Source organism: bacterium (genome assembly GCA_009926305.1).
Classification (GTDB): Bacteria; Bdellovibrionota_C; UBA2361; order UBA2361; family RFPC01; genus RFPC01.
In genome coordinates, this window is record RFPC01000046.1 from 1 (window position 1) to 22,980 (window position 22,980).

Annotated in this window: 25 protein-coding genes; 10 read left to right on the top strand and 15 right to left on the bottom strand. The window is 47.4% G+C overall.

What is annotated here, in order from left to right:
- Positions 1-120: 120 nt before the first annotated feature.
- From EBR25_08490 to EBR25_08500, 3 genes are read right to left on the bottom strand one after another with little or no spacing between them, the layout of a single operon-like run.
- Positions 121-1,344, bottom strand: coding sequence for a hypothetical protein (locus EBR25_08490; protein ID NBW41026.1), 1,224 nt, complete (start codon positions 1,342-1,344; stop codon positions 121-123).
- Positions 1,344-2,480, bottom strand: a complete 1,137-nt coding sequence (locus EBR25_08495) for an FtsX-like permease family protein (protein ID NBW41027.1) — start codon at positions 2,478-2,480, stop codon at positions 1,344-1,346. Before EBR25_08495 ends, EBR25_08490 begins: the two co-directional genes overlap by 1 nt.
- The gene (locus EBR25_08500) at positions 2,477-3,157 is read right to left on the bottom strand and encodes an ATP-binding cassette domain-containing protein (GenBank protein NBW41028.1); all 681 of its coding nucleotides are present in this window, start codon (positions 3,155-3,157) and stop codon (positions 2,477-2,479) included. Before EBR25_08500 ends, EBR25_08495 begins: the two co-directional genes overlap by 4 nt.
- Before the next feature lie 410 nt (positions 3,158-3,567).
- On the opposite strand from EBR25_08500, the gene EBR25_08505 reads away from it, so the two are divergent.
- The 5 genes from EBR25_08505 to EBR25_08525 all read left to right on the top strand — a co-directional run bounded on the left by EBR25_08505 (position 3,568) and on the right by EBR25_08525 (position 7,088).
- Positions 3,568-4,044 (top strand): hypothetical protein, encoded by a 477-nt coding sequence (locus EBR25_08505; GenBank protein ID NBW41029.1) that lies wholly within the window; start codon positions 3,568-3,570, stop codon positions 4,042-4,044.
- Entirely contained in the window at positions 4,041-4,784 is a 744-nt protein-coding gene (locus tag EBR25_08510; GenBank protein ID NBW41030.1) for an ABC transporter permease, read from the top strand. Before EBR25_08505 ends, EBR25_08510 begins: the two co-directional genes overlap by 4 nt.
- A gap of 22 nt (positions 4,785-4,806) precedes the next feature.
- Complete coding sequence (locus EBR25_08515; protein NBW41031.1) at positions 4,807-5,559, top strand: ATP-binding cassette domain-containing protein; 753 nt, start codon at positions 4,807-4,809, stop codon at positions 5,557-5,559.
- Positions 5,541-6,617, top strand: coding sequence for an MCE family protein (locus EBR25_08520; GenBank protein NBW41032.1), 1,077 nt, complete (start codon positions 5,541-5,543; stop codon positions 6,615-6,617). Before EBR25_08515 ends, EBR25_08520 begins: the two co-directional genes overlap by 19 nt.
- A gap of 282 nt (positions 6,618-6,899) precedes the next feature.
- Positions 6,900-7,088 (top strand): hypothetical protein, encoded by a 189-nt coding sequence (locus EBR25_08525; GenBank protein NBW41033.1) that lies wholly within the window; start codon positions 6,900-6,902, stop codon positions 7,086-7,088.
- Between the two features lie 127 nt (positions 7,089-7,215).
- Here the strand turns inward: EBR25_08525 and EBR25_08530 are convergent, their stop codons facing one another.
- Positions 7,216-8,649 carry a deoxyribodipyrimidine photo-lyase gene (locus EBR25_08530; protein ID NBW41034.1) on the bottom strand — a complete coding sequence of 478 codons (1,434 nt, stop codon included), beginning with the start codon at positions 8,647-8,649 and terminating at the stop codon, positions 7,216-7,218.
- A 48-nt stretch (positions 8,650-8,697) separates the two neighbouring features.
- Positions 8,698-9,117 (bottom strand): peptidylprolyl isomerase, encoded by a 420-nt coding sequence (locus EBR25_08535; protein ID NBW41035.1) that lies wholly within the window; start codon positions 9,115-9,117, stop codon positions 8,698-8,700.
- Positions 9,118-9,225: 108 nt separating this feature from the next.
- Between EBR25_08535 and EBR25_08540 the strand changes: the two genes are divergently transcribed.
- The gene (locus EBR25_08540; protein ID NBW41036.1) at positions 9,226-9,465 is read left to right on the top strand and encodes a hypothetical protein; all 240 of its coding nucleotides are present in this window, start codon (positions 9,226-9,228) and stop codon (positions 9,463-9,465) included.
- A gap of 85 nt (positions 9,466-9,550) precedes the next feature.
- On the opposite strand, the gene ftsZ is transcribed toward EBR25_08540, so the two are convergent.
- The 5 genes from ftsZ to EBR25_08565 form a co-directional block, all read right to left on the bottom strand.
- Positions 9,551-10,720 (bottom strand): cell division protein FtsZ, encoded by a 1,170-nt coding sequence (gene ftsZ / locus EBR25_08545; protein NBW41037.1) that lies wholly within the window; start codon positions 10,718-10,720, stop codon positions 9,551-9,553.
- A 569-nt stretch (positions 10,721-11,289) separates the two neighbouring features.
- Positions 11,290-12,516 (bottom strand): cell division protein FtsA, encoded by a 1,227-nt coding sequence (gene ftsA / locus EBR25_08550; GenBank protein NBW41038.1) that lies wholly within the window; start codon positions 12,514-12,516, stop codon positions 11,290-11,292.
- Positions 12,517-12,752: 236 nt separating this feature from the next.
- Positions 12,753-13,697 carry a hypothetical protein gene (locus tag EBR25_08555; GenBank protein NBW41039.1) on the bottom strand — a complete coding sequence of 315 codons (945 nt, stop codon included), beginning with the start codon at positions 13,695-13,697 and terminating at the stop codon, positions 12,753-12,755.
- Positions 13,669-14,664, bottom strand: coding sequence for a UDP-N-acetylmuramate dehydrogenase (gene murB / locus EBR25_08560; protein ID NBW41040.1), 996 nt, complete (start codon positions 14,662-14,664; stop codon positions 13,669-13,671). Before murB ends, EBR25_08555 begins: the two co-directional genes overlap by 29 nt.
- Positions 14,661-16,049, bottom strand: a complete 1,389-nt coding sequence (locus tag EBR25_08565; GenBank protein NBW41041.1) for a UDP-N-acetylmuramate--L-alanine ligase — start codon at positions 16,047-16,049, stop codon at positions 14,661-14,663. The genes murB and EBR25_08565 overlap by 4 nt, the downstream gene beginning before the upstream one ends.
- Before the next feature lie 124 nt (positions 16,050-16,173).
- Between EBR25_08565 and EBR25_08570 the strand changes: the two genes are divergently transcribed.
- The 3 genes from EBR25_08570 to tatC all read left to right on the top strand — a co-directional run bounded on the left by EBR25_08570 (position 16,174) and on the right by tatC (position 18,096).
- Positions 16,174-16,869, top strand: a complete 696-nt coding sequence (locus EBR25_08570) for a class I SAM-dependent methyltransferase (protein ID NBW41042.1) — start codon at positions 16,174-16,176, stop codon at positions 16,867-16,869.
- Positions 16,870-16,996: 127 nt separating this feature from the next.
- Positions 16,997-17,311, top strand: coding sequence for a hypothetical protein (locus EBR25_08575; protein ID NBW41043.1), 315 nt, complete (start codon positions 16,997-16,999; stop codon positions 17,309-17,311).
- A complete protein-coding gene (gene tatC / locus EBR25_08580) occupies positions 17,308-18,096 on the top strand; it encodes a twin-arginine translocase subunit TatC (GenBank protein NBW41044.1) in 789 nt (262 codons plus the stop codon). Before EBR25_08575 ends, tatC begins: the two co-directional genes overlap by 4 nt.
- 61 nt (positions 18,097-18,157) lie before the next feature.
- On the opposite strand, the gene EBR25_08585 is transcribed toward tatC, so the two are convergent.
- Positions 18,158-18,343, bottom strand: coding sequence for a hypothetical protein (locus tag EBR25_08585; protein NBW41045.1), 186 nt, complete (start codon positions 18,341-18,343; stop codon positions 18,158-18,160).
- Between the two features lie 80 nt (positions 18,344-18,423).
- Between EBR25_08585 and lpxD the strand changes: the two genes are divergently transcribed.
- Positions 18,424-19,524, top strand: coding sequence for a UDP-3-O-(3-hydroxymyristoyl)glucosamine N-acyltransferase (lpxD, locus tag EBR25_08590; protein ID NBW41046.1), 1,101 nt, complete (start codon positions 18,424-18,426; stop codon positions 19,522-19,524).
- A gap of 6 nt (positions 19,525-19,530) precedes the next feature.
- Here the strand turns inward: lpxD and EBR25_08595 are convergent, their stop codons facing one another.
- The 4 genes from EBR25_08595 to EBR25_08610 are packed head-to-tail and all read right to left on the bottom strand — an operon-like array spanning position 19,531 to position 22,969.
- Complete coding sequence (locus EBR25_08595) at positions 19,531-20,355, bottom strand: type III pantothenate kinase (protein NBW41047.1); 825 nt, start codon at positions 20,353-20,355, stop codon at positions 19,531-19,533.
- On the bottom strand, positions 20,288-21,079 hold the full coding sequence (locus tag EBR25_08600; GenBank protein NBW41048.1) for a biotin--[acetyl-CoA-carboxylase] ligase: 792 nt from the start codon (positions 21,077-21,079) through the stop codon (positions 20,288-20,290). The genes EBR25_08595 and EBR25_08600 overlap by 68 nt, the downstream gene beginning before the upstream one ends.
- A 15-nt stretch (positions 21,080-21,094) precedes the next feature.
- The gene (gene nadC / locus EBR25_08605; protein ID NBW41049.1) at positions 21,095-21,967 is read right to left on the bottom strand and encodes a carboxylating nicotinate-nucleotide diphosphorylase; all 873 of its coding nucleotides are present in this window, start codon (positions 21,965-21,967) and stop codon (positions 21,095-21,097) included.
- 12 nt (positions 21,968-21,979) lie between these two features.
- Positions 21,980-22,969 (bottom strand): AI-2E family transporter, encoded by a 990-nt coding sequence (locus tag EBR25_08610; GenBank protein ID NBW41050.1) that lies wholly within the window; start codon positions 22,967-22,969, stop codon positions 21,980-21,982.
- Positions 22,970-22,980 lie beyond the last annotated feature (11 nt).

Below are 22,980 nucleotides of genomic sequence, written 5' to 3' on the forward strand. Positions count from 1 at the left end.
TCAGGTATTCCCCTACAAACTCTCTACCACTCTAGCAGCCAATGAAGCATAGGGACAAACTCAAAAAAAATCTGACTCTCTGCGACATATAACTGAAAAAGTAATATCGCGAGGGACAGCTCACCCCCTCCCTCTTTTCTCTTGGAAAAGAGGCTCAGGATCAATCGATTTACCCCGCTTTCTCAACTCCAAATAAAGCCTCCCATCGGATTCAAGCTCGGCGATTTTCTCACCCCGCCGTATTTGCTGGGATAAGGCTGCGGTTTGATGTAACACGTGTCCGTACAGACTAAACTCATCCGGACCATGCTCCACGATCAGACTCTCGCCAAAAAAAGGAAGCCTGCCACGAAAAGTAACCACGCCGTCCGCAATAGCAGTAACCCCTTTCTCTTGCTGATCTTCCTCCACCTGAAACAAGATTCCATTCCTATAGGGATCGCCAGGCCGAGAACGCCGAAAAAGTTGTGCCATCGTTCCGACCACAGGAGCAGCTAAAGACTCCGCACGAAACTGTGGGCGCAACTTTACAGCCCTTGCTGCGAGACTATCTTCTTCAGAAGCAGGAGTGCTATCTCTTGAGCGATCACTGCGATCGCTCGAGAGACTTGCCAACACAGACTCGACTCGCAGCAACTCTGCTTGAAGACCAATTGCTTTCTGACGCAGCTCCCGCTCCTTTTCGCGGAGCTCCTGTTCTTGACGCTGCTTCTTTCTCAGTACTTCTGCAAGTGCTAGCTGCTCTCTCTGAATATCCTGATGTAGGCTCTTCTGTCTCTTAAAGAGCCGCATCTCGGCGTTCTGAGCATTTTTCAGGTTTCGAAGCGAATCTCTTGAACGAACTACTAGCTCATTTTCTTCCTGCTGCATTCGTGATGCCAACAGGAAGAAATCATCATAATCAATCTCCTCAGCACTACGACCAACCGCTCGGGCAAGCTCATCAGAAAGCTCAAATTCATCCAGCACCTGCAATCGCCTAAGTTTCCGTTCTTGATAAGAGGTTGCTAAAATTTCTAGGGTATCGATATCAGATTCAATCTCATCAAGATGCAACTCGACTGATGCTAACTGTTCTTGCAAAACCTGCTCTTGCTTGAGGAGTCGATTCTTTTGGCTCAAAAGCCCTGATAATTTCCGTCTCGCAGACGACAACTGCTTCCTCAAAAGAGAAATCTGAGTATGCATCTCTGCGGAAGATTCTTGCAATGCAGCTAATCGCTCCTGTATTCGCTCACAGTGACCCGTAGATACTCCGAAGAAAACGGATCCCCCTGAAAACAGAAAGAGCATTAGACCGAAAGCCTGCACGACATCTCGAAACGAAAGGACACGACTCTCCACTAACGCTCCCTTTGAAAAAGCGACACAGAGAACCAAGTCCCAAACAAAGCGGTTAAAAGTGCTGCACAAGAAATCCCCGCCTTAGTGAGCCACGACAAGGAGAAAAGATCTGTTCTGTACTCAAGTCGAGGGAGTAACATACTTACTTCCTCATAAAGACGGAGCTCAGCCCACCAAAGAAAGATTAAACCAACCCCTACCGCTGCAAGCACCGATAGAAACGCCTCGAAATAGAGCGGGAGCACCATGAAAGAATGCGTTGCGCCCACTAACTTCATGACTCCTACCTCCCGAGCACGCAACAGAAATCGAAGGTGCATGGCCACAATCACGATCAGCACTGCTGAAGCGAAAGCACCAACGGCGAAAAGAGAGCCTATCCGCGAGAGCAATGAGGAGAGTCGCTGAAGCTGTTGCACAATCTCTGATTGATATCGAACCTTTTCAACTTCTCGAACACTCAGAAACTCCTCTTGAATCTTTTCAAAGACCTCTACCTTTGAGTAGCCAGTTCGGACCGTCACAAGAAAGCGACTCGGCAGTGGATGAAACTCCTCTCTATCAACCTGAGGATCTCCCCCCTTGGGTTGAACCGCGTTTTTTGTCTTCTGGAGGGGATCAAGACCCTCAAAGAGCGGGTGGTCTCCCCCTAGCTTATCCCGCAAATTGTTTAAGGCCTCAGTCCCACTAACAAACTCAACGCGTTCTACTTCAGGAAAATCTGCCAAGAGCCTTCCAACAATTTCACGAGAAGTCTCCTCGCTTTCAGATGGCGCGAGATAAACCTTTATAGGAATTCTTAAATCTTCCGCAAACAAGATCTCAGCAAGCGGCTTCGTCGCCAATAGTAGTGTTCCGCATAGAAATACCGCCAGTGCCGTCAGAAGTATGATGGCAAGGGTACCCACAATATTGCGATGGATACCGCCAACCACATAAGAGAAGAAGAGCTTTCCGTACCCCAGTACACCAAGACGCGGTGCATCCTCCAACTGGCGCCATAACTCCTGCAAATTCAGCGACTCTAAATTCTCAACGACCCGCCTTTCAGAGAGAAACGTCACACCAGAACCCGCCTCAGTACCATCGCCCTGTGAGGCAACACCGCGAGTATGTGCATCCCGACTGAGACTCATAGTCTTTTCTCCCTACGCGCAAAATCACCCACGACCTTACCCCGGTCGAGCACGATGGTACGAAATCCCATTTGCTCAATCAGCGCTAAATCGTGACTCGCTACCACAATAGTAATTCCCTGACGGTTTGCTTCCTCGAGTAAGCGAAACACCGTAGCAGTCATCCCAGGATCAAGGTTACCAGTTGGCTCGTCTGCGAGAATGAGATGAGGGCGGTGGATGAGCGCTCGTAAGACGGCTACTCGCTGCTGTTCTCCCCCTGAAAGGCTCTCTGGCAACCGATGGGCTTCTCCAACGAGGCCCACCGTCTCAAGCATTCGAAGTCCCATAGAGCTACGAACCTGCTCAGAATAGCCCTGAACCTCCAGAGGAAATGTCACGTTCTCCAGAACAGTGCGGGTTGGCAACAATTTGTAATCTTGAAAAACAAACCCAACGTCTCGTCGAAAACTTGGAAGTTGCTGGTGCGGCAAATGAGCCATATCTCTACCAACTACCCGAGCGTTTCCTCCGGTAGGGACTTCCGCACCGAATAAAATACGAAGGAGAGTGCTCTTTCCGGCTCCACTAGCGCCGGCGATGCAGGTGAATTCACCAGGTTGAATTGTAAGCGAGACGCCATTCAACGCAGTTTGCTGAGGCGGGTAGACTTTAGCAACTTGTCGTAATTCAATCATAGCCCTCCAGACCCCAACTGCTCTACAATTTTCCTGACTGTTGTATTCGACAGGAACATGTAGAATCCATCAAGTAGAAAGATGCTCAAAATACGTTACGGACTCGGTAAAATCGTGTTTTTTCGAAAAATTTAAAGCGTGCAGTGTATAGTCATTCTATGAAACATCTCACTTTGTTCAATACATTTCGCAACTTGACAAGAACGCGGGAATGGGCTGCCCGTTTGGAGCAATTTTCCCCTACTTTCCGTTCTCGGCGAAGGATAGCAATAGCACCCCTTCATTTCTGTCCTCACCCTTGCAAATGGGCACACACCATCTTCGTGTTATCACTCTGTTCCCTAATCGGATGCTCACGCATAGCTTCGGTTCCGAGATATACCGAGGAACTTCAAACATCAATTGATTCCATGCAAGAACAAGAGAGACCCTCAGGATGGGACATTTTGGACCAAGGAGAATTTCAAGTACTCAAGAAGAAGTTTACAGACAACAAGAATGTCTCATTCGACGTACACTCAGTTGGGATAGAAAGCTGTGGGCTGCGTCAAACCTCAGCTAGGCAGGCCGCACTTGCTCGCCAACTCTTCAGTGGCTTTCAACGCGTTGAACTCTCTGCCGCTGCGACACGGAAGTGGGTGCCCCAGGGTATGAGCCTTATTCGCGTTACCGCCTCACTTGACGGCAAATCAATACGAAGTCTTATCTTTTCGCAGTTTTTTGATGAGTGCCTCATTGAGCAGGCATTCTGGATCAAGTCAGACGCTCCCTGGCTGCACAACGAGCAGATTGAAAAGCTGCTCTTTACAGCGCTTCAAGACCTACCTCCTTGGAATAAGCATGGGAAAGATTCGGCTGCTCCCGACTCAGGAGGAGCGAATCCATGAAACGTGCTATTGAGGAGATTGGCGGATACTTTCTCTTTGGGGCTGAAGTTGCTAAGGACTTTCTTCGCTCAGGGGTTGGACGTCAAGAACTGTGTCGGCATATTGTACAGATCGGCACACTATCGCTGCCCATCGTTCTTTTAACTGCACTCTTTACCGGTATGGTGCTTGCCTTACAGACCGCGTTTGCAATGGAACGATTTGGAGCCAAAAACTATGTCGGAAATATCGTAGGAATTGCCCTGTCACGAGAACTTGGACCCGTACTTTCTTCACTCATGGTATGCGGGAGAGTGGGAGCTGGAATAGCTGCGGAGATTGGAACTCTTGCGGTAACCGAACAAATTGATGCAATGCGATGCCTTGGTGCAAATCCTATACGTCAGCTCGTGACACCACGAGTCCTGGCCGCCCTGATTGCCCTTCCTGGACTTGTAATATTTGCTGACTTACTCGGAATATATGGCGGATTCCTCATCTCAGTTCTTGAACTCGATATTTCTGGACACCTCTACTACTCCTCACTGATATCTACCGTAACGATTCGAGACTTCACCGACGGATTAGTAAAAAGTTCCGTATTTGGGGCTTTAGTTGTGCTACTTGCCTGCTTCAATGGCATAAGAACAACTGGGGGTACCGTCGGGGTCGGACAAACGACTACAAAAACTGTGGTAATTGGAAGTATAATTATTTTTATTACAGACTTTTTCCTCACCAAGCTATTTCTCGCCATGTAACGAAGTGCTGGATATAAAAATTATGATGCAGAACATCATCGCAACTCAATTTGAAAACGTTACAATGGAATTCCGAGATGAGGTTATCCACAAAGATATTTCATTCACAGTGCAAACGGGTGAATCCGTAGCCTTGCTAGGACCAAGCGGAACAGGAAAAACTGTATTACTGAAGTTAATGGTTGGCCTCCTTCAACCTACCAAAGGCCGCATTCACGTATTCGGGGAAGAAGTCAGCCACATGCCTGAAGAGCGACTCATCAAGGTACGCTCTCAGATAGGATTTCTTTTTCAGGGCGCCGCGCTGTTTGATTCGCTCTCTGTATTCGAGAACGTAGCTTATCCTCTCCGAGCTCAAGGGCACACTGACGAAGAGATGCTCGAGAATAGAGTTATTGAATCCCTACAGATGGTGGGACTTGAATCCAAACGTCGACAATTCCCTAGCGAACTCTCTGGCGGACAAAAGAAACGGATTGGTCTCGCAAGAGCACTCGCTCCTCAACCGACTCTCCTCCTCTTCGATGAGCCAACTACAGGACTCGATCCGACATCAGCTCGTCAAATTGAAGAACTTATCATTCGACTGAATGATGATTCGAACATGACAACTATGACCGTTACTCACGATATCGAGAGCGCTCGCAAAATTGCTCAGCGATGGATGCTATACGCCGAACAAGCACTCCAAGCAGACGGTTTAGCGAAAGAGCTTGAAACAAATAATATTCTTCTCCAGAATTTCATTACTGGTAAATGGAAAAAAGAAATATGAAGCACAACCAAGAGTTCCAGGCAGGCATTTTCATTCTTCTGACAATCTCACTCGTGGCAATTACTATCTTCGCACTCGGACGTGAGAAGCATATCTTTTCTAGCTCCGATTACTATTTCACTTCATTCCCTGATGTGAAGGGCTTGAAAGAAGGGGCTCCAGTGCGACTGGGAGGGATAACAGTCGGTAGCGTGCGATCGATAGATTTTGGCGAAACAACTTCCGATTCACTCGTATATGTAACACTTGATATAAATTCACGCTATCGTTCACGCCTGAGAACGAGCTCTCGAACCGCAATTGCCAGCCAAGGGCTACTGGGGGATCGCTATGTCAGTATTTCCCATGGAGCAGAGTCCGAACTCTTAGAGCCCGGGGGACACTTTCAATCTCAAAATGGTGGTGACATTGCCGATATATTACATACTGCTGGAACCATCGCGCAGAATGTTACTTCACTATCTAATACCCTTGACGAAGTGCTGCGAGACTTTCAGAAAGAGTCAGCTGAGAATTTAAAGATTACCCTGTCAAATACTCGTGAGATAACTTCGGCGCTCACTGAAGGGAATGGACTCTTTCATGAACTCTTATTCTCTGACCAAAATTCAGGAGCTATTCTTGATAACTTCTCAAAAGCCAGTCAGAAACTTGAACGAATTATCAACGCCATTGAAGACGGCGATGGACTGCTTCACGACCTTATATTTGAACCGAGCGATTCTGATAAAAACTTGTGGCTCGCTGGAACACTAAGAGAGGTGTCATTAGCAGCTAGCTCATTACACAAGACACTTCAGCAAATAGAAAGCGGAGATGGGGTGCTGAACGAGCTCATATATACGCCTGTAAGTCCCGAGGGAGAAACACTCGGCATGCGAATCGAGCGAGTGGTGAGCAATCTTGATGAGGCAACAACCGCCCTGGCAAAAGGAGGAGGCACCCTGGGCGCTCTCCTCATAGATTCAACCCTTTATGACAACCTCGTAGAGGTCACAGATGAGGCCAAGCGAAGCTACGTTCTAAGAAGTGCCATTCGTTCGACTATAGAAGAGTAGGTAAAAAAGTTGGATGTAATGCTCAAGGGGGAATTTACGCACGATTCCCACGTAGCAGCTTTGACTTGCGCCTTGAGTTCACCTCATGCGATCCTACTTGGGAACATCCGATTCTCTTCTATGAGTCTCGAGTGAACATATTTATAAACTCATCTCGTTTAGGAGTTGTCATGTATCGACAAGAAAAGATCAACCGCAGCCTTCTGCCCCTGTGCACTTGCCTACTAGGGATTTTGGCGTTTGTCTTCATTTCCCCAGTTATCTCATCTGAAAATAGTGCATATGCTGACTCACATGCCTGTGCTTGTGAGGGGAAAGAAAACTGTGAATGCGATAGTGGAGAGTGCAAAGGCCATGACTGTTCACATGCTTGCGAGAAGTGTGGCGAGAAAAAATGCGCTTGCGGGAAAAGTGAGCAAGCTTCTTCAGATAGTGCAAAGTCAGAAAAAGAAAGCTGCCATTAATACCTAGCATGAACCCGCTATTGTAAATGCTGGGAAAGGACGCGCCGTATGTTGCGCGAGCTCTATTATACTCGCTATCCCCTCGGACATTCCGAACAGGAGATGGCGAATATAGAGGTTCAGGGATACGTAAATTAACGCTTAAATGCGTCAAGCGCTCTCTCCCGACCTGCCCGATGCTCAACTATCGGAAGAGGGTAACCGAGTTCATTACATTGCGCCTCAGATGGATGATGAATAGCTTTTCCAGCAAGAGACGAAAGCTCTGGGCAATATTTGCGAATAAACTCTCCTTGCCCATCAAATTTTTCACTCTGTGAATACGGATTGAAAATTCGAAAATATGGTTGGGCGTCGGTTCCAGTTGATGAACTCCACTGCCAACCCCCGTTGTTACTTGCAAAATCCGCATCAATGAGATGTTGATTGAAGAAGCGCTCTCCCCACCTCCAGTCAATGAGCAGGTGCTTTGTTAAAAACATCGCAACTACCATCCTGAGGCGATTGTGCATCCATCCAGTCGAAAGTAGCTGACGCATTGCAGCATCCACTAATGGATATCCAGTTCTTCCTGTAGACCATGCTTCGAAGTCCTGTTCGTCGTACCTCCACTGCACCTCACGATCAACCTTCTGCTTAAAAGCATGGTAACGGCAAATTCGCTCATGATGAACAAGAACATGACGGTAGAACTCTCGCCAAATCAACTCAGATGCCCACGTCATAGCGCCATTTTTCGCCAGGGTCAGTTCACCATGATTTTCACGAATAGCAGCAGCCAAACACGTTCTTGGCGATATTGCGCCTACTGCCAAATATGCTGACAATCCACTCGTACCATTATCAAGAGCTGGATAATCTCTCTGAGTGGCGTAATCCTCTAATCCAGATTTCGAGAAGTTTTTGAGACGCCTCAATCCATCACGCTCGCCCCCTGGCCATTCAAGAGCAAAAAGCGTGCTGTCAAAATCAAGCTCAGCGACATTCGCGAGAGTCTTTGGAAGCGTCGGAATCTTTTTTGGCCATGAGCACTTCGGAGGCCGACTCAATACATGCTTTGGTCGGGAATAAAACAGGTCAATAAATTTTTTCTTGAATGGTGAGAATACCGTATACGGAGAACCAGTAGAAGTTCTCAGGGCAGGCTCATCAGGCGGAATACATGTTTGATCATGAAAGAGATGAAGCCGAATACCAATCCCTTTTAAGCTCTCTTCTACAAGCCCATCTCGTTTCTGTTCATTAACCTCATACTCTCGATTCGCATAAACATCTGTGGCCCCTAGTGCCTGTGACAGTGCACTGATGCTCGATGGGATATCCTCAAACCACTCCTCTACGAATAAGAATAGAGGAATACCAAGCTCTTTCAGATTTTTCTGAAGTGAATCTATACACCGAAGGACAAATGCAATCTTCGGATTCCCCCAGTCATGCTCTCGCCATTGCGCCAGAGAGATAAAAAAGACCCCGTATACATCTCCCTCACTAAACGATCGGGTGGCCTCTGCTAAAGCAGTATTATCAGAAACTCTTAGATCAGATCGGAACCAGACAAGATGTGCCATTCTGTTTTTCCTTGATCATTTGACTCCCTATCGAGCAAATACAGATCTCTAATTGCTATCGGACCTCTCTTCAAGTCGCAATTGAAAACTCACTACATGACCAGCCAGCGGGTGATTCGCATCAAGCGTCACAGTCTCTTCATCGGAGTCAATTACAACACACAGCAAGTCCTCGTCTTCATCGAGCGTGATATTAAAAATAGAACCCGCATCAAGAGCCATATCCTCTGGAAGCTTTGCTCGTTCTACCGAAAACACGAGCTCTTCATCTCGCATTCCATATGCCTCTTCGGCTTGAAGAGTCAGAGATGTTTCTTCGCCTGGCTGAAGGGTTGCTATTGAATCTAGAATCTGATCCGGAAATGCCTCTCCGACTTCATCAAATGACAAGGGTCCGCCCCACGCATCACTCGAATCAAAGACCTCGCCATCTTCAAACCTAATCGTATAGTGGAGATATTTCTTCATTGAACCCCTTTTTCGATTATTCTTTTAAATTTCTCATCAGCAAGAAACTAAAAAAATTACTTAAGCATTTTCCTAAAATAGCCGTTATCGCTAGTAGAGGGAAACACTATGATCGGAATATTTTGCCTTCTTGCTGGCCTATCACTGCTCTGGTCCACTGCGCTTGCACCCATTCTTGAAGCTCGAAGAGCCAGAGCCTATGCGCGAGCCACTGCCAGAATCGAGCTATACAAGTGTTTTGCTATTCAAAACTACTACCCAGGTCTGGAACATCTATCGTTGAACGAGCTAAAGGAACTCTACGACATCGATTCCGTATACAATCAAATTGGTCGCTTCAAGCAGTAGGGGAAAACGAGAAGAGCCCTTACAAAACGCATAGCCACGTCTTGTAAGAGCTCTTCTATAGTCAAACTGACTACCCGCGAGTGAATTAGTCAGCCTGCTTCCGAAGGAAGGTTGGTATCTCGTACTTTTCCTGATCTTCAGCGCTCGAGAGAACAGGCAATTTCTTCAAACGGATGACGTCTGAAGACCCACTCTCTTTTCCGCTTCGCGTTGATGAGATCTCAGCACTTGTCGCTAGAGGAGACCGACCTGCAGCCCGTCCTCCAGTTAACATACTGCTCTTTGAGATCTCAACTCCATCTTCCAACGGAATGCCAAAACCAGTAGCGATCACGGTAACGCGCACTCTGTCTTGAGCCTCTGGATCAATGACCATTCCCCAAATAATGTTCGCATTCTCATCTGCTTCCGCATGGATGAGTTCTGCAGCCTCATTGACTTCCTGCAAGGTAACATCTGGAGAGGCCGTAACATTTATCAACACCCCGCGAGCACCATGAATTGAGATATCTTCGAGAAGTGGGCTTGATATAGCTTTCTCAGCTGCTTCGATAGCCCGGTTATCCCCGACACCCTCGCCAGTACCCATCATAGCCATGCCCATTTCAGACATCACCGCCCTTACGTCAGCAAAGTCGACGTTCACAAGCCCTTCAAAGAAGATGAGGTCACTGATACCTTTTACTGCTTGATAAAGAATGTCGTCAGCTTTTCGGAACGTATCAAGTAACGAGGTGTTCCGGCCAGCAACCGACAGCAATCGCTGATTTGGTATGGTAATGAGCGTGTCTACTTGACCAGCTAGCTCAGCCATACCCCGCTCTGCGTTCTTCATTCGACGCTTTCCTTCGAAAACGAAAGGCTTCGTCACCACACCAACGGTTAAACATCCAAGCTCTTTTGCAATTCTTGCAACAACTGAGGAACCAAGCGTTCCTGTTCCACCACCGAGTCCAGCAGTGATGAAGACCATGTCAGCTCCTTGAAGCGACTTGCGGATTTCCTCTTCACTTTCTTGAGCAGCAGCCTGACCAACATCCGGGTCTGCTCCAGCACCAAGACCTTTCGTAATCTCTTGACCAATTTGAAGCTTGTTCGGAGCTTTACTAGAAGCAAGCGCTTGTGCGTCGGTATTAGCAGCGAAGAACTCTACTCCATCGAGTCCGCTGTCAATCATGTTATTCACGGCATTCACACCCGCACCACCAATACCAAAGACTTTGATGTATGCTTTACTGTCTCTGAGGCGATCCATCATTTCTTCACTGCTCATAGCTTTTCTTCCTTGCTTTTCTTCTTTTGCTTGTCTTCGTATCAAGCCTTCGCTGTTATAATTTTGACCGTAGCTGAGATTTCAATTTCTCTAGCCTTATATACGTTTGACCAGTTTGGTTCAAACATCCAGTTTGGTTCAAACAAATATACTGCCCTGTCGGAAATCACGAGCCTGAAATAAAACCACATTTGAGAACAAACGCAACATCAAACTCGCAAGATCCCGATGTTGTTCACTATCTCTCTTCTATCGAGGAGAATCTCACCACATCTCCCCCCTTGAGCACAAACTCCGCGGCGATAACCACACCAGCGGAGCATCCCTCAGGAGGCGCCCCCAGAAGGGAAGGAAGAGCTCTATAACCTATTATATTTCCTAGCAATATCAGGTGCCCATGCGCTTTCCCGCTGTAAGTCCAGAGGGGCATTGCCCTTAACAAAACGCTAACTTTTAGTTATTTAAAGCAAAAAAAATCGAAAGTAAAGAAAAGAGTTTGGAAACGAGTTCACGATCAAACTTTCACTCGTTACCCCTCTGCCCTCTTGGGGCTAGAAGTGCTCAACAAAAAACTGAGAGACCCGGTTAACAGTACGACGAAAGAAACCTTGATTCTCGCCGAATGAGCGAATCTTCACTGCCCGTGCTCCATGAACAACAAGCCCCACTGCAGTTGAGAATTCCGGCTGCTCAATCATCTCTTTCACACCGGACAAGCCGAACGGCTTACCCGTTCTTACTGGCAACTCAAATACCTGCTCAGCAAGCTCAACAACACCGTCAAGATTTGCTGTTCCACCCGTAAGAATGATACCACTCGCGATAATGTCTAAAACCCCAGCATCTTCCAGGTCCTCTCTCACGAGCTCTAACAGCTCACGCACCCGCGGCTCGATAATCTCAGCCAGCACTAACCGAGAAAGTAAACGAGGAGGACGACCTCCCGTTGAGCTCACTTCAATAGTTTCATGATCACGAGATGCGTTTTTTATCGCTGACCCAAACTCGCACTTAATCTTCTCAGCAGCAGCTATCGGAGTCCTGAGCCCTGCTGCTATATCATTCGTGATATGCGCCCCTCCGACAGAGATAACCGCCGTATGCTGAACCGAACCGCCAAAATAGACGGTAACATCCGTGGTGCCACCTCCGAGATCAATGAGACATGCACCGAGCTCTTGCTCCTCTTTTGCAACCACGGAACTACCAGCAGCCAGGGTGCTTGCTACAATATCCTTGACCGTAAGACCACATCGGTTCGCACACTTGACGATATTCTGCGCACTCGCAATTGCACCAGTAATCATATGAGCGCGTGCCTCTAACCTGACTCCTGACATTCCAATCGGCTCACGGATTCCATCTTGATCATCAATGATATACTCCTGAGGCAGAACGTGCAGGACCTCGCGATCCATCGGTATCGCTACAGCTCTTGCTGCATCCATCACTCTCTCAATATCATAGAGTGAAACCTCTTTCCCCCGGATGCCAACAATTCCATTACTCTGAAAGCCCTTCAAATGAGCACCAGAAATCGACGCATAGACCGAAGTAACTTTAACCCCTGCCATTGCCTCTGCCTGCTCCAAGGCCTCTCCTATAGCGGCTACGGTTGCCTCAATGTTAATAACAACACCCTTACGCAAACCCCTTGATGGAACCTCCCCCACCCCAAGAAGCTTCAACTCACCAGACAACCCATGCTCGACTACAATCACTCGAACAAACGAGGTGCCAACATCAAGTCCAGCGATATATCTTCCCTTGCTCTTCATTTCAGGTCCGATCCTCTTACAGAGCTAGCCATTCGTAAACCAAACAGATAATTCCCAAATGTGTTTAGGCTCTCAATTTGTTGAAGCCCATGTTTTGTTGAAGCCCACGTTCGGGCGAATTTCTGCATTCCATGCAAAACTTCAGCACCTCCCTAATATCCTGTGCTACGGTATTCTCGACAACCCCGAAAAACAAGCATTGTTTTAAATTCACAACTGCCTGATATCAGATATGATTACCCCGCGATGCTTGGGTCCGCCCCTTGCACAACCGCCATACCACTATATCGCAAATCGATGACAGCATTACTGCGTCCTCGTAAGGCCTCAAGGTCCAGAACTACCTGCATTCGTTCACCTAATTGTGCCAAACGCTCCAGACTCAGTTGCTGCGCTGTAATGACTACCGTTGGAGAACTTGCCCCTGAAAGCATTATTCGTATCTCTTCTTCATCGAGAAAATGGATGTGAGAAACCGACTCACCTTTTTGTTGAGGTTCGCGAAACGACTTCACTATGGTTAAAAGCCTTGCTGTGGCCTTTCGAAGCCTGTCTGGTGAGTGTTCATAAGGCTCAAGACCCTGTATTTCAGGCAAACTCGGCATTGATATATTCTCGGTAATCGGGAGTAGAAACTCAGCACCGGAGTCTACTAGCCATTGCTTTTCCCCAAGTCGCACAGATGCCACTGGCTCACGAATGTCAGAAAGAATCTGGAAACAAGAAAAACTAAACCAATGACACCGCTTCACGCGTGGAGAACGGAGCAAAGGAATGGAGGAAAGAGCATCTTGTAATGTAGAGGGAGCAAGGACCCAAGACAAGTTAGACTCTTCCCATGGAAGGTGCTCTTCGACAATCTCTCGAAATGGAAGAAGCTCCGCCGGAAGGAGCACCTCTCGATCATGCATAACAGAGGCAAACCGAGACTTGATCATTGAAACTGAGAAGATTGGCAATCCACTATGAGAAAAGAAAGCAGGAATAACACCCAACAAAACAATCACAAGAAAACAACCAGCAAGAAAGCTTCCTATGTCTCTTACTCGATTCCCGACGTATCTCACCAGCTTTCCTTCATCAATGAAGCTCTGACGCTTACCGATCAGATTCTCCCTGACCCTATCATTTCTGGCAAGAATGAGATGTAAATCATTCGCGAATCCCGTGGGGAACGACATCTCTTGCCGCCCAATCGATTACTTCCGGCTCCAAATCAACCCCGCTACGTTCTCTTACCTCTCTTTGGATTTGGACCATCAGACTGCGAATATCTTTCGCGGTGGCCGTTCGAGAGGGATTCACAATCCAATTTGCGTGAAGAGCTGAGATTTCTGCTCCTCCGTAACGCTCTCCCTTTAAACCTGCCAGTTCAACAAGCTCTCCCGCACTCTGCCCCCCACTGTCATCTTCAGTGCTACGCAAAGGATTTCTAAAGGTTGAGCCAAAACTCGGAAGCGAGAGTGGTTGAGTCTTTTTCCGATATTCCAAGTTTTTTACAAGACGCTCCTGCACTCGCACCCGATCCGATTTTGCTAGCTTAATTACAGCATCTAAAATGATAGATTCAGCAGGAAGCGAGCACGAGCGATAATGGAACTCAAGCTGATGCCTGGAGAATGTGTGCACCTCTGCGTCAGGAAGGATAACCCGTACACTCTCTATGAGGTCACCAAGCTCTCCGCCATGCGCACCAGCATTCATTCGGATAGCACCCCCAAATGTCGCAGGGATACCACCAGCAAATTCAAGGCCTGCATAGCCAGCTTCGCTCGCCACGCGAGCAAATCTCATCAACCCGACTGCGCTGCCAACCCGAAATGTACCGCCGTCTTCAGTCTCTGAAAAACTCTTAAAATCACCCATAAGACGTACGAGTGGGGAGACGAACTCTTCATCAGGAAAAAGCGAGTTACTTCCCGCTCCGAGGGCTTGTAGAAAGGGGCTCTCGGTATCAACCAAAGATTGATGCTTGAGAAGAGTGTGTAGTGCCTCGACGGAAGGCACCAAATAAAGTTCACGAATAGCCCCTCCTACCCGCATAGTAGTGAGATCACGGGCTGATACCCCCCGCCGCAACTGAATCCCTGCGTTTTGTAGTTCATTGCTAAGCGGTATCGAGGTGATATCTGTGTTATCTCGGCTCATGCAGCATCTCTCTCGACACCTTTCTCGGTCACCAAATGTGCCCCCCGAATTCCAATCGAGCCTGCTCCTAGGAACAAAACAAGATCCTTGCTTGAGAACGTTTCGAAAAGTGCCTCTAACGCTTCGTTGAGATTTTCAAGAAAATTCACGTTCACATGTTGGATATCACCAGCGAACTTCTCCCCACAGAGCCCAGCACGCGGTGCTTCACCCGCTGCATAAATTTCGGTCACCCACAGCTCATCACAATCGGTAAAACACTCACAGAACTCGGAATAGCTTTGTTCTGTTCGTGAATACCGGTGCGGTTGAAAAATCACCCGGATTTTCCTCCCTGTCTCATGAAAACCCTCACGAAGCGCGCGTAAGGTCTCTTGAATCTCGACTGGATGGTGCCCATAATCACTAAAACAGAGTGCTCCCTGCACCGATCCAAGAGGCTCTAAACGCCGCTCCACTCCTGGAAATGTTTCTAATCCTCCCTGAACCTGTTCCGCTGAAAGACCAAACTCCAAGGCAACCGCAATCGCGCCCAAAGCATTCTGTGCAAAATGCCGTCCAATCATTGGTAACTTGACTGACAGCCACGATTCACCACCCACAAAGACTTTCAAGCGAGTTCCCTCAACATCAACTGATTGAACCTCGCCCCGTATCTCTGCATCATTTGAAAAGCCGTAGGTCACAATCCGACGGGGAAATGATTTGGAAAGAGTCTCGAGATACGGATCATCAATGCAGAGAACCGCGAGCCCATAAAAAGGAACTGAGCCAATAAACTGTTCAAACGCTTGTTGAAGATCTTCCTCTGATTCGTAAGCATCCATGTGTTCACGATCGATATTTGTGACAAGTGCAACGGCTGGCTTAAGCAGAAGAAATGAGCGATCACTCTCATCAGCCTCTGCAATGAGAAAATCTCCATCTCCCTTTCGACCGCCTGAATGCCGTTGTTTTACTTGTCCCCCAATAACCACAGTGGGATCGAGCCCTGCATGCTCAAAAATCCAACCGATCAGACTCGTTGTAGATGTTTTTCCATGGGCCCCTGCAACGGCAACACCGAACTTCAATCGCATGAGCTCAGCGAGAACCTCGGCTCGTTTCACCACTGGAATTTTACGACGTCGTGCCTCCTCTAATTCAGGATTATCAAGTGATACCGCTGATGAGTACACTACAAGAGAAGCACTCTCTGGGACGTGCGAAGCGGCATGACCACGAACGATCTCGATACCAAGCCCCTGCAATCTCGTACACGAAGCCCCTATTGAAATATCTGAGCCAGATACTGCATATCCGTTATTGAGGAGAATCTCTGCAATTCCACTCATTCCACTACCGCCAATACCAGTGAAATGAAAATGGAGCTTTCGATTATACATAGTGCGACTCCGAACAGAGTTATTCTCCTTCAATATGGAAAGAAGCAGCGAATGGGTCAAGTTTCCCATGAAATATACCATAGGGGTGTTGAATGTTCCTCCTGAATAGCTCAGCATCTGGTGTATGTCTCGAGACCCCTTTGAACGATACGAAGCGAAGCCATTCTTTGGCTCAAGCCATACCTGGGCTTTCAAACACCTTGAATCAATCCAAGAAAATAGTGTGGTGCTTGATATTGGGCCCGGTAGCGGTATTGCTGGCCAATTCCTGAAAGATCGGGGAGTTGAGAGAAGGTGTGCCGTTGAGATTGATCCGAATACGAGGGAAAAACTCGCTCCGCTCTACGAGCGTATTACACCCAGTGTTGAGGAACTCCCACAGGAGATATCTTTTGATTGTGTCTTACTCCTTGACGTACTGGAACACATGGCCAATCCGTTCGAGTTCTTAACAAGGCTCGAACCTCGACTTGCCCCCGATGCCCTGGTGCTCATCTCGGTTCCAAACATCACACATTTGGCAATCCGTCTTATGATGGCCTTCGGCTACTTCGAGTACATGGAGCGAGGCCCCCTCGACCGCACGCATCTCCAGTTCTTCTCGCGAAGGCGCTTTCACCAACTTCTTCGTGCTCTACCGCAGAGTGCCGTCATCGAAACCTCTGGGACCATTGAGCCCCTAGAACTTATTCTTCCAAGATATCTCACTGATAATCGAGCCTTTCATACGTTCTCTCGAGCTCGTTTACAGCTTATGAAGCTGTGGCCCTCCTTACTCGCGTATCAACATGTAGCGCTGTTGAAAATTCAGAAGGACTAACAAGCGCCTTTACCCCATACAATCAATCTTTTTCTGCCAACATACCGCTAAAGTCGGCATTTCGTTATGCTTTTTACCGTAACTAGAGTAGAGTGACGATGACATGAAAGAGTGAAATGCCTGCATTATGTTTGGAATTAGCCTCCCCGAAATAACTATTATCTGTATCGTGCTCCTCCTTGTTGTGGGGCCCGAGCGTATGCCCGAGGCAACGAAAAAGGCTGCTCACTTTTTTGGAAAGTTTCGAAATCAAACCGATGCCATGCGCCGAGAACTGTACAACACCATGTACACTCCAGCGAAAGAGATTTCACAAGACATTACGAAGGCGAAAACATCTCTCATGACCGTGAAAAGCGAGATTACCGAAGAGGTCCGACAAGCTTCTCAACAGGCTACTGATGCTCTAGATACGCCTAGTGAGGACAAGAGTTCTACATGAGCACCGCACAGCAACCCATAGAAGATCCTCAGACGCACAGCAAAGCAGAAAGTGCCTCGCTTGATCATGAGCCTCAAGACTTATCATTTTGGGATCACCTTGCAGAGCTTAGAAAACGGATTCTTTATGCGGCGCTCGCAATTGGAGGAACTACAATAGGATGTTGGTCTTTTAGTGGAGAGGTTTTTCAGTGGATTACCGCTCCCTATGCTGCCTATTTTGGCGATGCTGAACTGATTGGTACTGGTCCGGCTGAAGCGTTCATATTGAGACTGAAACTCAGCCTATTTTGCGGTATTATAGTAGCTACTCCTATAATTTTTTATCAACTGTGGCTCTTTATTTGTCCAGGTTTACTTGAGAAAGAAAAGCGGTTGGCACTTCCCTTCGTAGCCGGCTCATCACTGCTTTTTTCGCTGGGAACCGCTTTCTGCTTCTTGATTGTGCTTCCGTATGCTCTTGAGTTCTTCAGAGCACAGTATGAGTCACTTGGAACAATAACTCCTACCATACGAATCAGTGAGTATCTCAGTATGTTCTTGAAAGCCATGCTCGGATTTGGCCTTATATTTCAAATACCAATTCTCGCATTTTTTCTCGGCAAACTCGGACTGATCACTTCGGCAACCCTCACGAGCTATGCTCGGTATGCTATTGTTGGAGCTTTTGTTATTTCGGCAATCCTTACTCCGCCTGATATTCTGACACAGTTTCTTATGGCAGGGCCGCTCCTCTTACTCTATGGCGTAAGCATTTTAATAGTTCGATGGACTTCGGACGAATAGTGCAATGATTTCCGAGACCCCATGAGCATATTGCGCAAATCACTAGGTGAAACTTGGATTCTTAATTGCAGCCGTTGCCCTTCAGGCAAATCAGAGCGATCCTAACTCTTGTGATGAAGGTGTTGAAGCTTTGGATGTGATAACCTCCCAATTGCTTTCGAGCTTCCCTAGGCACAACCACTTCGAGGACTTTCATCAGGTCAGGGACGTCCCCATCTAGAGTGGGGGCGTCGATTTTCTCCCCCATATCCCGAATTACCTCGCTTTTTCACTTATTTTCCCCGGACTACTTGACCGTATAGCCGATAGGCATGAATCTGTTAGGCGATGCGTATCTTTTCCCCATTAAAAGACATTTCCCTGACTGCCACTGAGATTAGCTCCTCAATGAGCGGGCGCTCCGAGCTTCGTTTCTCAATAGTGCACGATGCGGAAAAACCAGTTCACGGATTGTCGGCGTTTAATGATCCGAAACCCCAAACGTTGATCTACTTTTCAAAATCAAAACAACTTTCATCAAGAGATATCACTCTGATCCGTGATTCAGAAGTGCATGGAGTAATCCTCCATCCAGCTGCTATAGAAGGCATTGAGATACTTGAGGAGCTCAGAGGTGTTAACATTTTCTCTTCCCAGTTTCCCTATGAAAGCTTTCTAGCGCTGATACCATGCTTTTTTCAACGCGAGATATCTCAGGCTAGTGCTATTCACCCGACTGCGTTTGTTGGAGAAAACGTCTCGATTGGCTCCTCTGTGACTATCGGTGCATACTCAGTAATTGGAGATAATGTTTCCATCGGAGAAGGTACAACTATTTTCCCCCATGTCGTGATCTATAATGATGTAACAATCGGTGAACGATGCACGCTTCATACGAGAGTCACTATTCGCGAAGATTCTATCATAGGAAATGATTGCTATTTGCAGAATGGTGCTACTATCGGCTCTGATGGCTTCGGCTATGTTCCTGATCAGAAACTTGGCATAGCGGAAGTTCCACAACTTGGGATTGTTCGCCTGGGAGATCGGGTTGATATCGGTGCCAATGCGTGTGTTGATCGAGCAACCTTTGGAGAAACACGCATCGCTACTGGAACGAAGCTCGACAATCTTGTGCAGGTTGGTCACAACGTCACTATCGGCTCTCATAGTATGCTCTGCGCTCAGGTAGGTGTCGGAGGAAGCTCTACGGTAGGAAATCAAGTAGTGCTCGGTGGACAGAGCGGTGTGGCGGATCACGTTGAGATATCTGATAAGGTTCGTGTGGGCTCTCAATCTGGAGTCACAAGAAAACTGAGGCACGCTGGTGATTATCTTGGTTTTCCAGCCGAGCCTGCTGGAGATTGGAGACGAAAACGGGCATTTGTTTCATCTCTTGCAAAACACTCAAAGAATCTTCTGCAGTTTCTCAGGACAAGGAAAGTATAATTGCCGCTAGCACCTCTCAAGATTCTTATCAGCAATCAGACGCAGTCCGTTTAACGTAAGATCTGGTTCAAAAATATCGATAGTTGAAAGCCTATCGGCAAAGAGCTGTCCGTAACCACCAGTAGCAACAACTGTCGAAATCTCACCAAGCTCTTCTCTCAGTTTTTCAATCAACCCTTCGACTAAACACTGGTATCCCAATACGACGCCTGAGCGCATCGCTGACTCAGTATCATTACCAATAACCTGTTCAGGGGGATGAATCTGAATTCTTGGCAGCTTGGCTGTTTTTCCAACTAATGCATCCAGAGAGATCTGGACTCCTGGTGCGATAATTCCCCCAAGATAGTCCCCCTCACCTGAGATCACATCGAAGCTCGTTGCAGTACCAAAATCAATAACGACGGCAGGGCATTGATACTTCTCACGTACCGCAACTGCATTCACAATTCTATCTGCACCCACTGCAGACGGGTCCTTGGTTCTTATTGGCATACCCGTCTTAATCCCTGGACCAACAAGAAGCGGCTCAATATCTAGCTCGTTTTTTAATACCGAGACCATATAGGGGACAACTGGAGGCACGACACTCGATATGATTGCAGAATCAAATTGCACTTCTTGTCCTAAACGACGCTCCAATGCGGGAAAAAGAATAGAGGCATACTCATCAACGGTCCTTTCTTGACACGTTCTAATCCGCACAACGGTACGCAACTCCTTTCCATGGAAGCAGCCAACTACCGTACTTGTATTGCCTATATCAAATGCCAGCAACATGCTCTCTCCTTCGAAGATATTCTGCCGTATGATAGGCTTGTTCTTGGCCATCCTCTTCTACAACAAGCCAGCCCTCAGCGCTGATTCCCTTGAAAACTCCTTCATGATGCTCATCTCCGACAAAGAACTCAATGGACTCCCCAACAAATGCGAGGCATTTTATAAATTCATTCCTTAACGGAGCAAATCCACTCTCTCGAAAACGCTCTACGTCTGTAAGCAGTCCTGCTGTCAGCTCACCTGCAAAAGTAGGACCAGAAGCCTCTATCTGGAGAGCTCCCGCCTCTGGCACGTCCTTTGGCGTATCACCGAAATTGAGGCCAACTCCAACGAGGGGCACCTGCTGCTGCTCGAACTCTATTAACTCAACGAGTATGCCTCCAATCTTTTTGTATGATTCACTATCAAGCAGGTCATTCGGCCATTTCAACTGAAGCTCTATACCGTAGCGATGTAACACCTTAACGATTGACATGCCTACCACGAGAGAGAGCCCTGTACACGCATGGGCATGTATGAACGAATCGAGCGCTATCGTAATAGCAAGGCTATTCCCAACATGTTCCCAAGCATGTCCTTTCCTACCTCTGCCACTTCTCTGGAAATCAACTCCATACAAAAAAGGAAGCGCTACTCCTTGACGCACAAGACACTTCGCTTCATCCATCGTTGAATCACATTCAGGCTCCCAATAAAACTCACATGCAGGCGAAGTAACGCGAGCTTCAGCCTCAAATCCATGGCGCGCTTCTTTTTCAGCTCTCGTAATTCTCATCTTCTACTTCATTCTCTATAAGCTTTGCATCTGAATGATCAACGAGAAGTCAATCCATCCAGCCCCGTATGTGAGACTGCCCATTGATGCACGCAGATTCTTATAGTCTCTCGCGAGATTTTCGAGCTCTTCGAAGCGCTCCTTGGTAATATTCCCGGAGATCTCAATTGGAATGCTGTGATCATGAGTACGGATATACGCTATCGACTTTTCTAAGCTCTCTTGAGCCATATTATCCAAGAGAATAACATCTGGGCGATTGTGGAGAACCTCTTCAAGTTCCTCAAAGTGCCTTACCTCGATCTCAATCAAAACTCCTTTGGGAGCCACACTACGAGCCTGCCTAACAAGCTCTCCTCCCGTCTTCCTAACTCCATCGACGTGATTATCCTTGATCAGGACTTGGTCAGAGAGCGACATTCGGTGATTCCTTCCACCCCCTATCCGAACAGCATACTTCTCAAGTTCACGATATCCTGGGGTGGTCTTCCGCGTGTCAAACAGTTCTACATGATGCACCTGAGCTACCAGACTTCGCACATGCGTAGCGATTCCTGAGAGATGTTGAAGAAAGTTAAGAGCCGTTCGCTCGAAAGCAAGAAGATCGCCCAAGTCACCGGCACATGAAGCCACAAGAGTACCAGAACAGACCTCTGTGCCATCTACTACCTTTGCATCTACAACAAGACTTCTTCCCATCAATCTCGCTAATTCATTCAAGACGGGAAGTCCGCATACTACGGCGTCCTGTTTAACTCGAATCTCTCCGTGGGCAGACTGGTTAGTAATACCGACACTCTGTGATGTAACATCGCCAGATGGAAGGTCCTCAGCAATGGCAAGCTCAAGTAATCCTCTGATACTCTCCAGATCTAGACTCTCAGACATAGCTTGTCCTCTCTAGATATCCGCTTTATTCATTAGCCAGATGTGTAGATGGCGAATGATGACCTTGAGTGCCGCAACGGTAGGCACCGCCAAGAATATTCCAAGGAGACCCAGGAGACTACCTCCAGCAATTAATGCCAATATGACCACAAGAGGTGAAAGACCAAGCGTTCCTCCAATGACACGGGGGGTAATGAATGTTCCCTCCAGCATCTGAACAACTGCGTACAACCCCCACACCGATAAAACAGAGGTAAAGGTTCCATACGTAACCAAAGCCATGATAGTGGCAAGTAACACACCAACTATGGAGCCTACATACGGAACCAGATTCCCAAATCCACTAATAAATGCCACTAACAACCACAGCTCAACCCCCATAAAGCCAAGCCCAATTGAAAAAAGCAGGAACATAATGAACCCAACAAGTAGCTGTCCTCGCACATACGCGGACACTTGTTCATTAATCTCATTCAGCATTAAGGCTGCCTTCTTTCTTTGAAGAAAAGGTATCCAAGAAAGAAAGCCATCGTAGAGACGGTGCCGGTCGATTGCGATGTAATACACAACGAATGGAAATATAAACGCATTCACGAGAGACAGCGTAAGATTATATCCACCCAGAAGCGTATTCCAAAGCGCCTCAACAACTCTTTTTGGAATATTTTCATTCAGAGCAAGCAATGAAGAGATACTTCCTGAATCAATCGCTTCAACCCAGGCTTGTGGCAAGTACGGCGAAATAATTCCGATGATCGGCACCACGCGTTCTCGCGCAGAATCCATGTAACTCGGAAAGTTATTGATGAGTAGGCGATATTCCCTCAGTAGTGTCGGAATAGTCGTCGCACAAGCAATGATTGCAGCAAAGAGAATGGCTATCCCGACAAATAAGACACTTACATGTCTTGATACCCCTCTCTTTTCCAGCCATTCAAGAAGCGGTGAAATTACATAGGCAACAGAGAAGCTCAAAACGATGAGGACAACCATCTCTTTCAGGGTTGAGAGTA

Excerpts from the sequence above, each read along its gene's own strand:
- nadC (NBW41049.1), bottom strand. The coding sequence starts at position 21,967 with ATGTCTGAGAGTCTAGATCTGGAGAGTATCAGAGGATTACTTGAGCTT.
- EBR25_08505 (NBW41029.1), top strand. The coding sequence starts at position 3,568 with ATGCAAGAACAAGAGAGACCCTCAGGATGGGACATTTTGGACCAAGGA.
- EBR25_08510 (NBW41030.1), top strand. The coding sequence starts at position 4,041 with ATGAAACGTGCTATTGAGGAGATTGGCGGATACTTTCTCTTTGGGGCT.
- EBR25_08520 (NBW41032.1), top strand. The coding sequence starts at position 5,541 with ATGGAAAAAAGAAATATGAAGCACAACCAAGAGTTCCAGGCAGGCATT.
- EBR25_08595 (NBW41047.1), bottom strand. The coding sequence starts at position 20,355 with ATGGCCAAGAACAAGCCTATCATACGGCAGAATATCTTCGAAGGAGAG.
- lpxD (NBW41046.1), top strand. The coding sequence starts at position 18,424 with ATGCGTATCTTTTCCCCATTAAAAGACATTTCCCTGACTGCCACTGAG.
- EBR25_08585 (NBW41045.1), bottom strand. The coding sequence starts at position 18,343 with ATGGGGGAGAAAATCGACGCCCCCACTCTAGATGGGGACGTCCCTGAC.
- EBR25_08540 (NBW41036.1), top strand. The coding sequence starts at position 9,226 with ATGATCGGAATATTTTGCCTTCTTGCTGGCCTATCACTGCTCTGGTCC.
- EBR25_08600 (NBW41048.1), bottom strand. The coding sequence starts at position 21,079 with ATGAGAATTACGAGAGCTGAAAAAGAAGCGCGCCATGGATTTGAGGCT.
- EBR25_08570 (NBW41042.1), top strand. The coding sequence starts at position 16,174 with ATGTCTCGAGACCCCTTTGAACGATACGAAGCGAAGCCATTCTTTGGC.
- tatC (NBW41044.1), top strand. The coding sequence starts at position 17,308 with ATGAGCACCGCACAGCAACCCATAGAAGATCCTCAGACGCACAGCAAA.
- EBR25_08555 (NBW41039.1), bottom strand. The coding sequence starts at position 13,697 with ATGTCGTTCCCCACGGGATTCGCGAATGATTTACATCTCATTCTTGCC.
- ftsA (NBW41038.1), bottom strand. The coding sequence starts at position 12,516 with ATGAAGAGCAAGGGAAGATATATCGCTGGACTTGATGTTGGCACCTCG.
- EBR25_08500 (NBW41028.1), bottom strand. The coding sequence starts at position 3,157 with ATGATTGAATTACGACAAGTTGCTAAAGTCTACCCGCCTCAGCAAACT.
- EBR25_08530 (NBW41034.1), bottom strand. The coding sequence starts at position 8,649 with ATGGCACATCTTGTCTGGTTCCGATCTGATCTAAGAGTTTCTGATAAT.
- EBR25_08535 (NBW41035.1), bottom strand. The coding sequence starts at position 9,117 with ATGAAGAAATATCTCCACTATACGATTAGGTTTGAAGATGGCGAGGTC.
- EBR25_08565 (NBW41041.1), bottom strand. The coding sequence starts at position 16,049 with ATGTATAATCGAAAGCTCCATTTTCATTTCACTGGTATTGGCGGTAGT.
- murB (NBW41040.1), bottom strand. The coding sequence starts at position 14,664 with ATGAGCCGAGATAACACAGATATCACCTCGATACCGCTTAGCAATGAA.
- EBR25_08495 (NBW41027.1), bottom strand. The coding sequence starts at position 2,480 with ATGAGTCTCAGTCGGGATGCACATACTCGCGGTGTTGCCTCACAGGGC.
- EBR25_08575 (NBW41043.1), top strand. The coding sequence starts at position 16,997 with ATGTTTGGAATTAGCCTCCCCGAAATAACTATTATCTGTATCGTGCTC.
- ftsZ (NBW41037.1), bottom strand. The coding sequence starts at position 10,720 with ATGGATCGCCTCAGAGACAGTAAAGCATACATCAAAGTCTTTGGTATT.
- EBR25_08525 (NBW41033.1), top strand. The coding sequence starts at position 6,900 with ATGCTGACTCACATGCCTGTGCTTGTGAGGGGAAAGAAAACTGTGAAT.
- EBR25_08515 (NBW41031.1), top strand. The coding sequence starts at position 4,807 with ATGATGCAGAACATCATCGCAACTCAATTTGAAAACGTTACAATGGAA.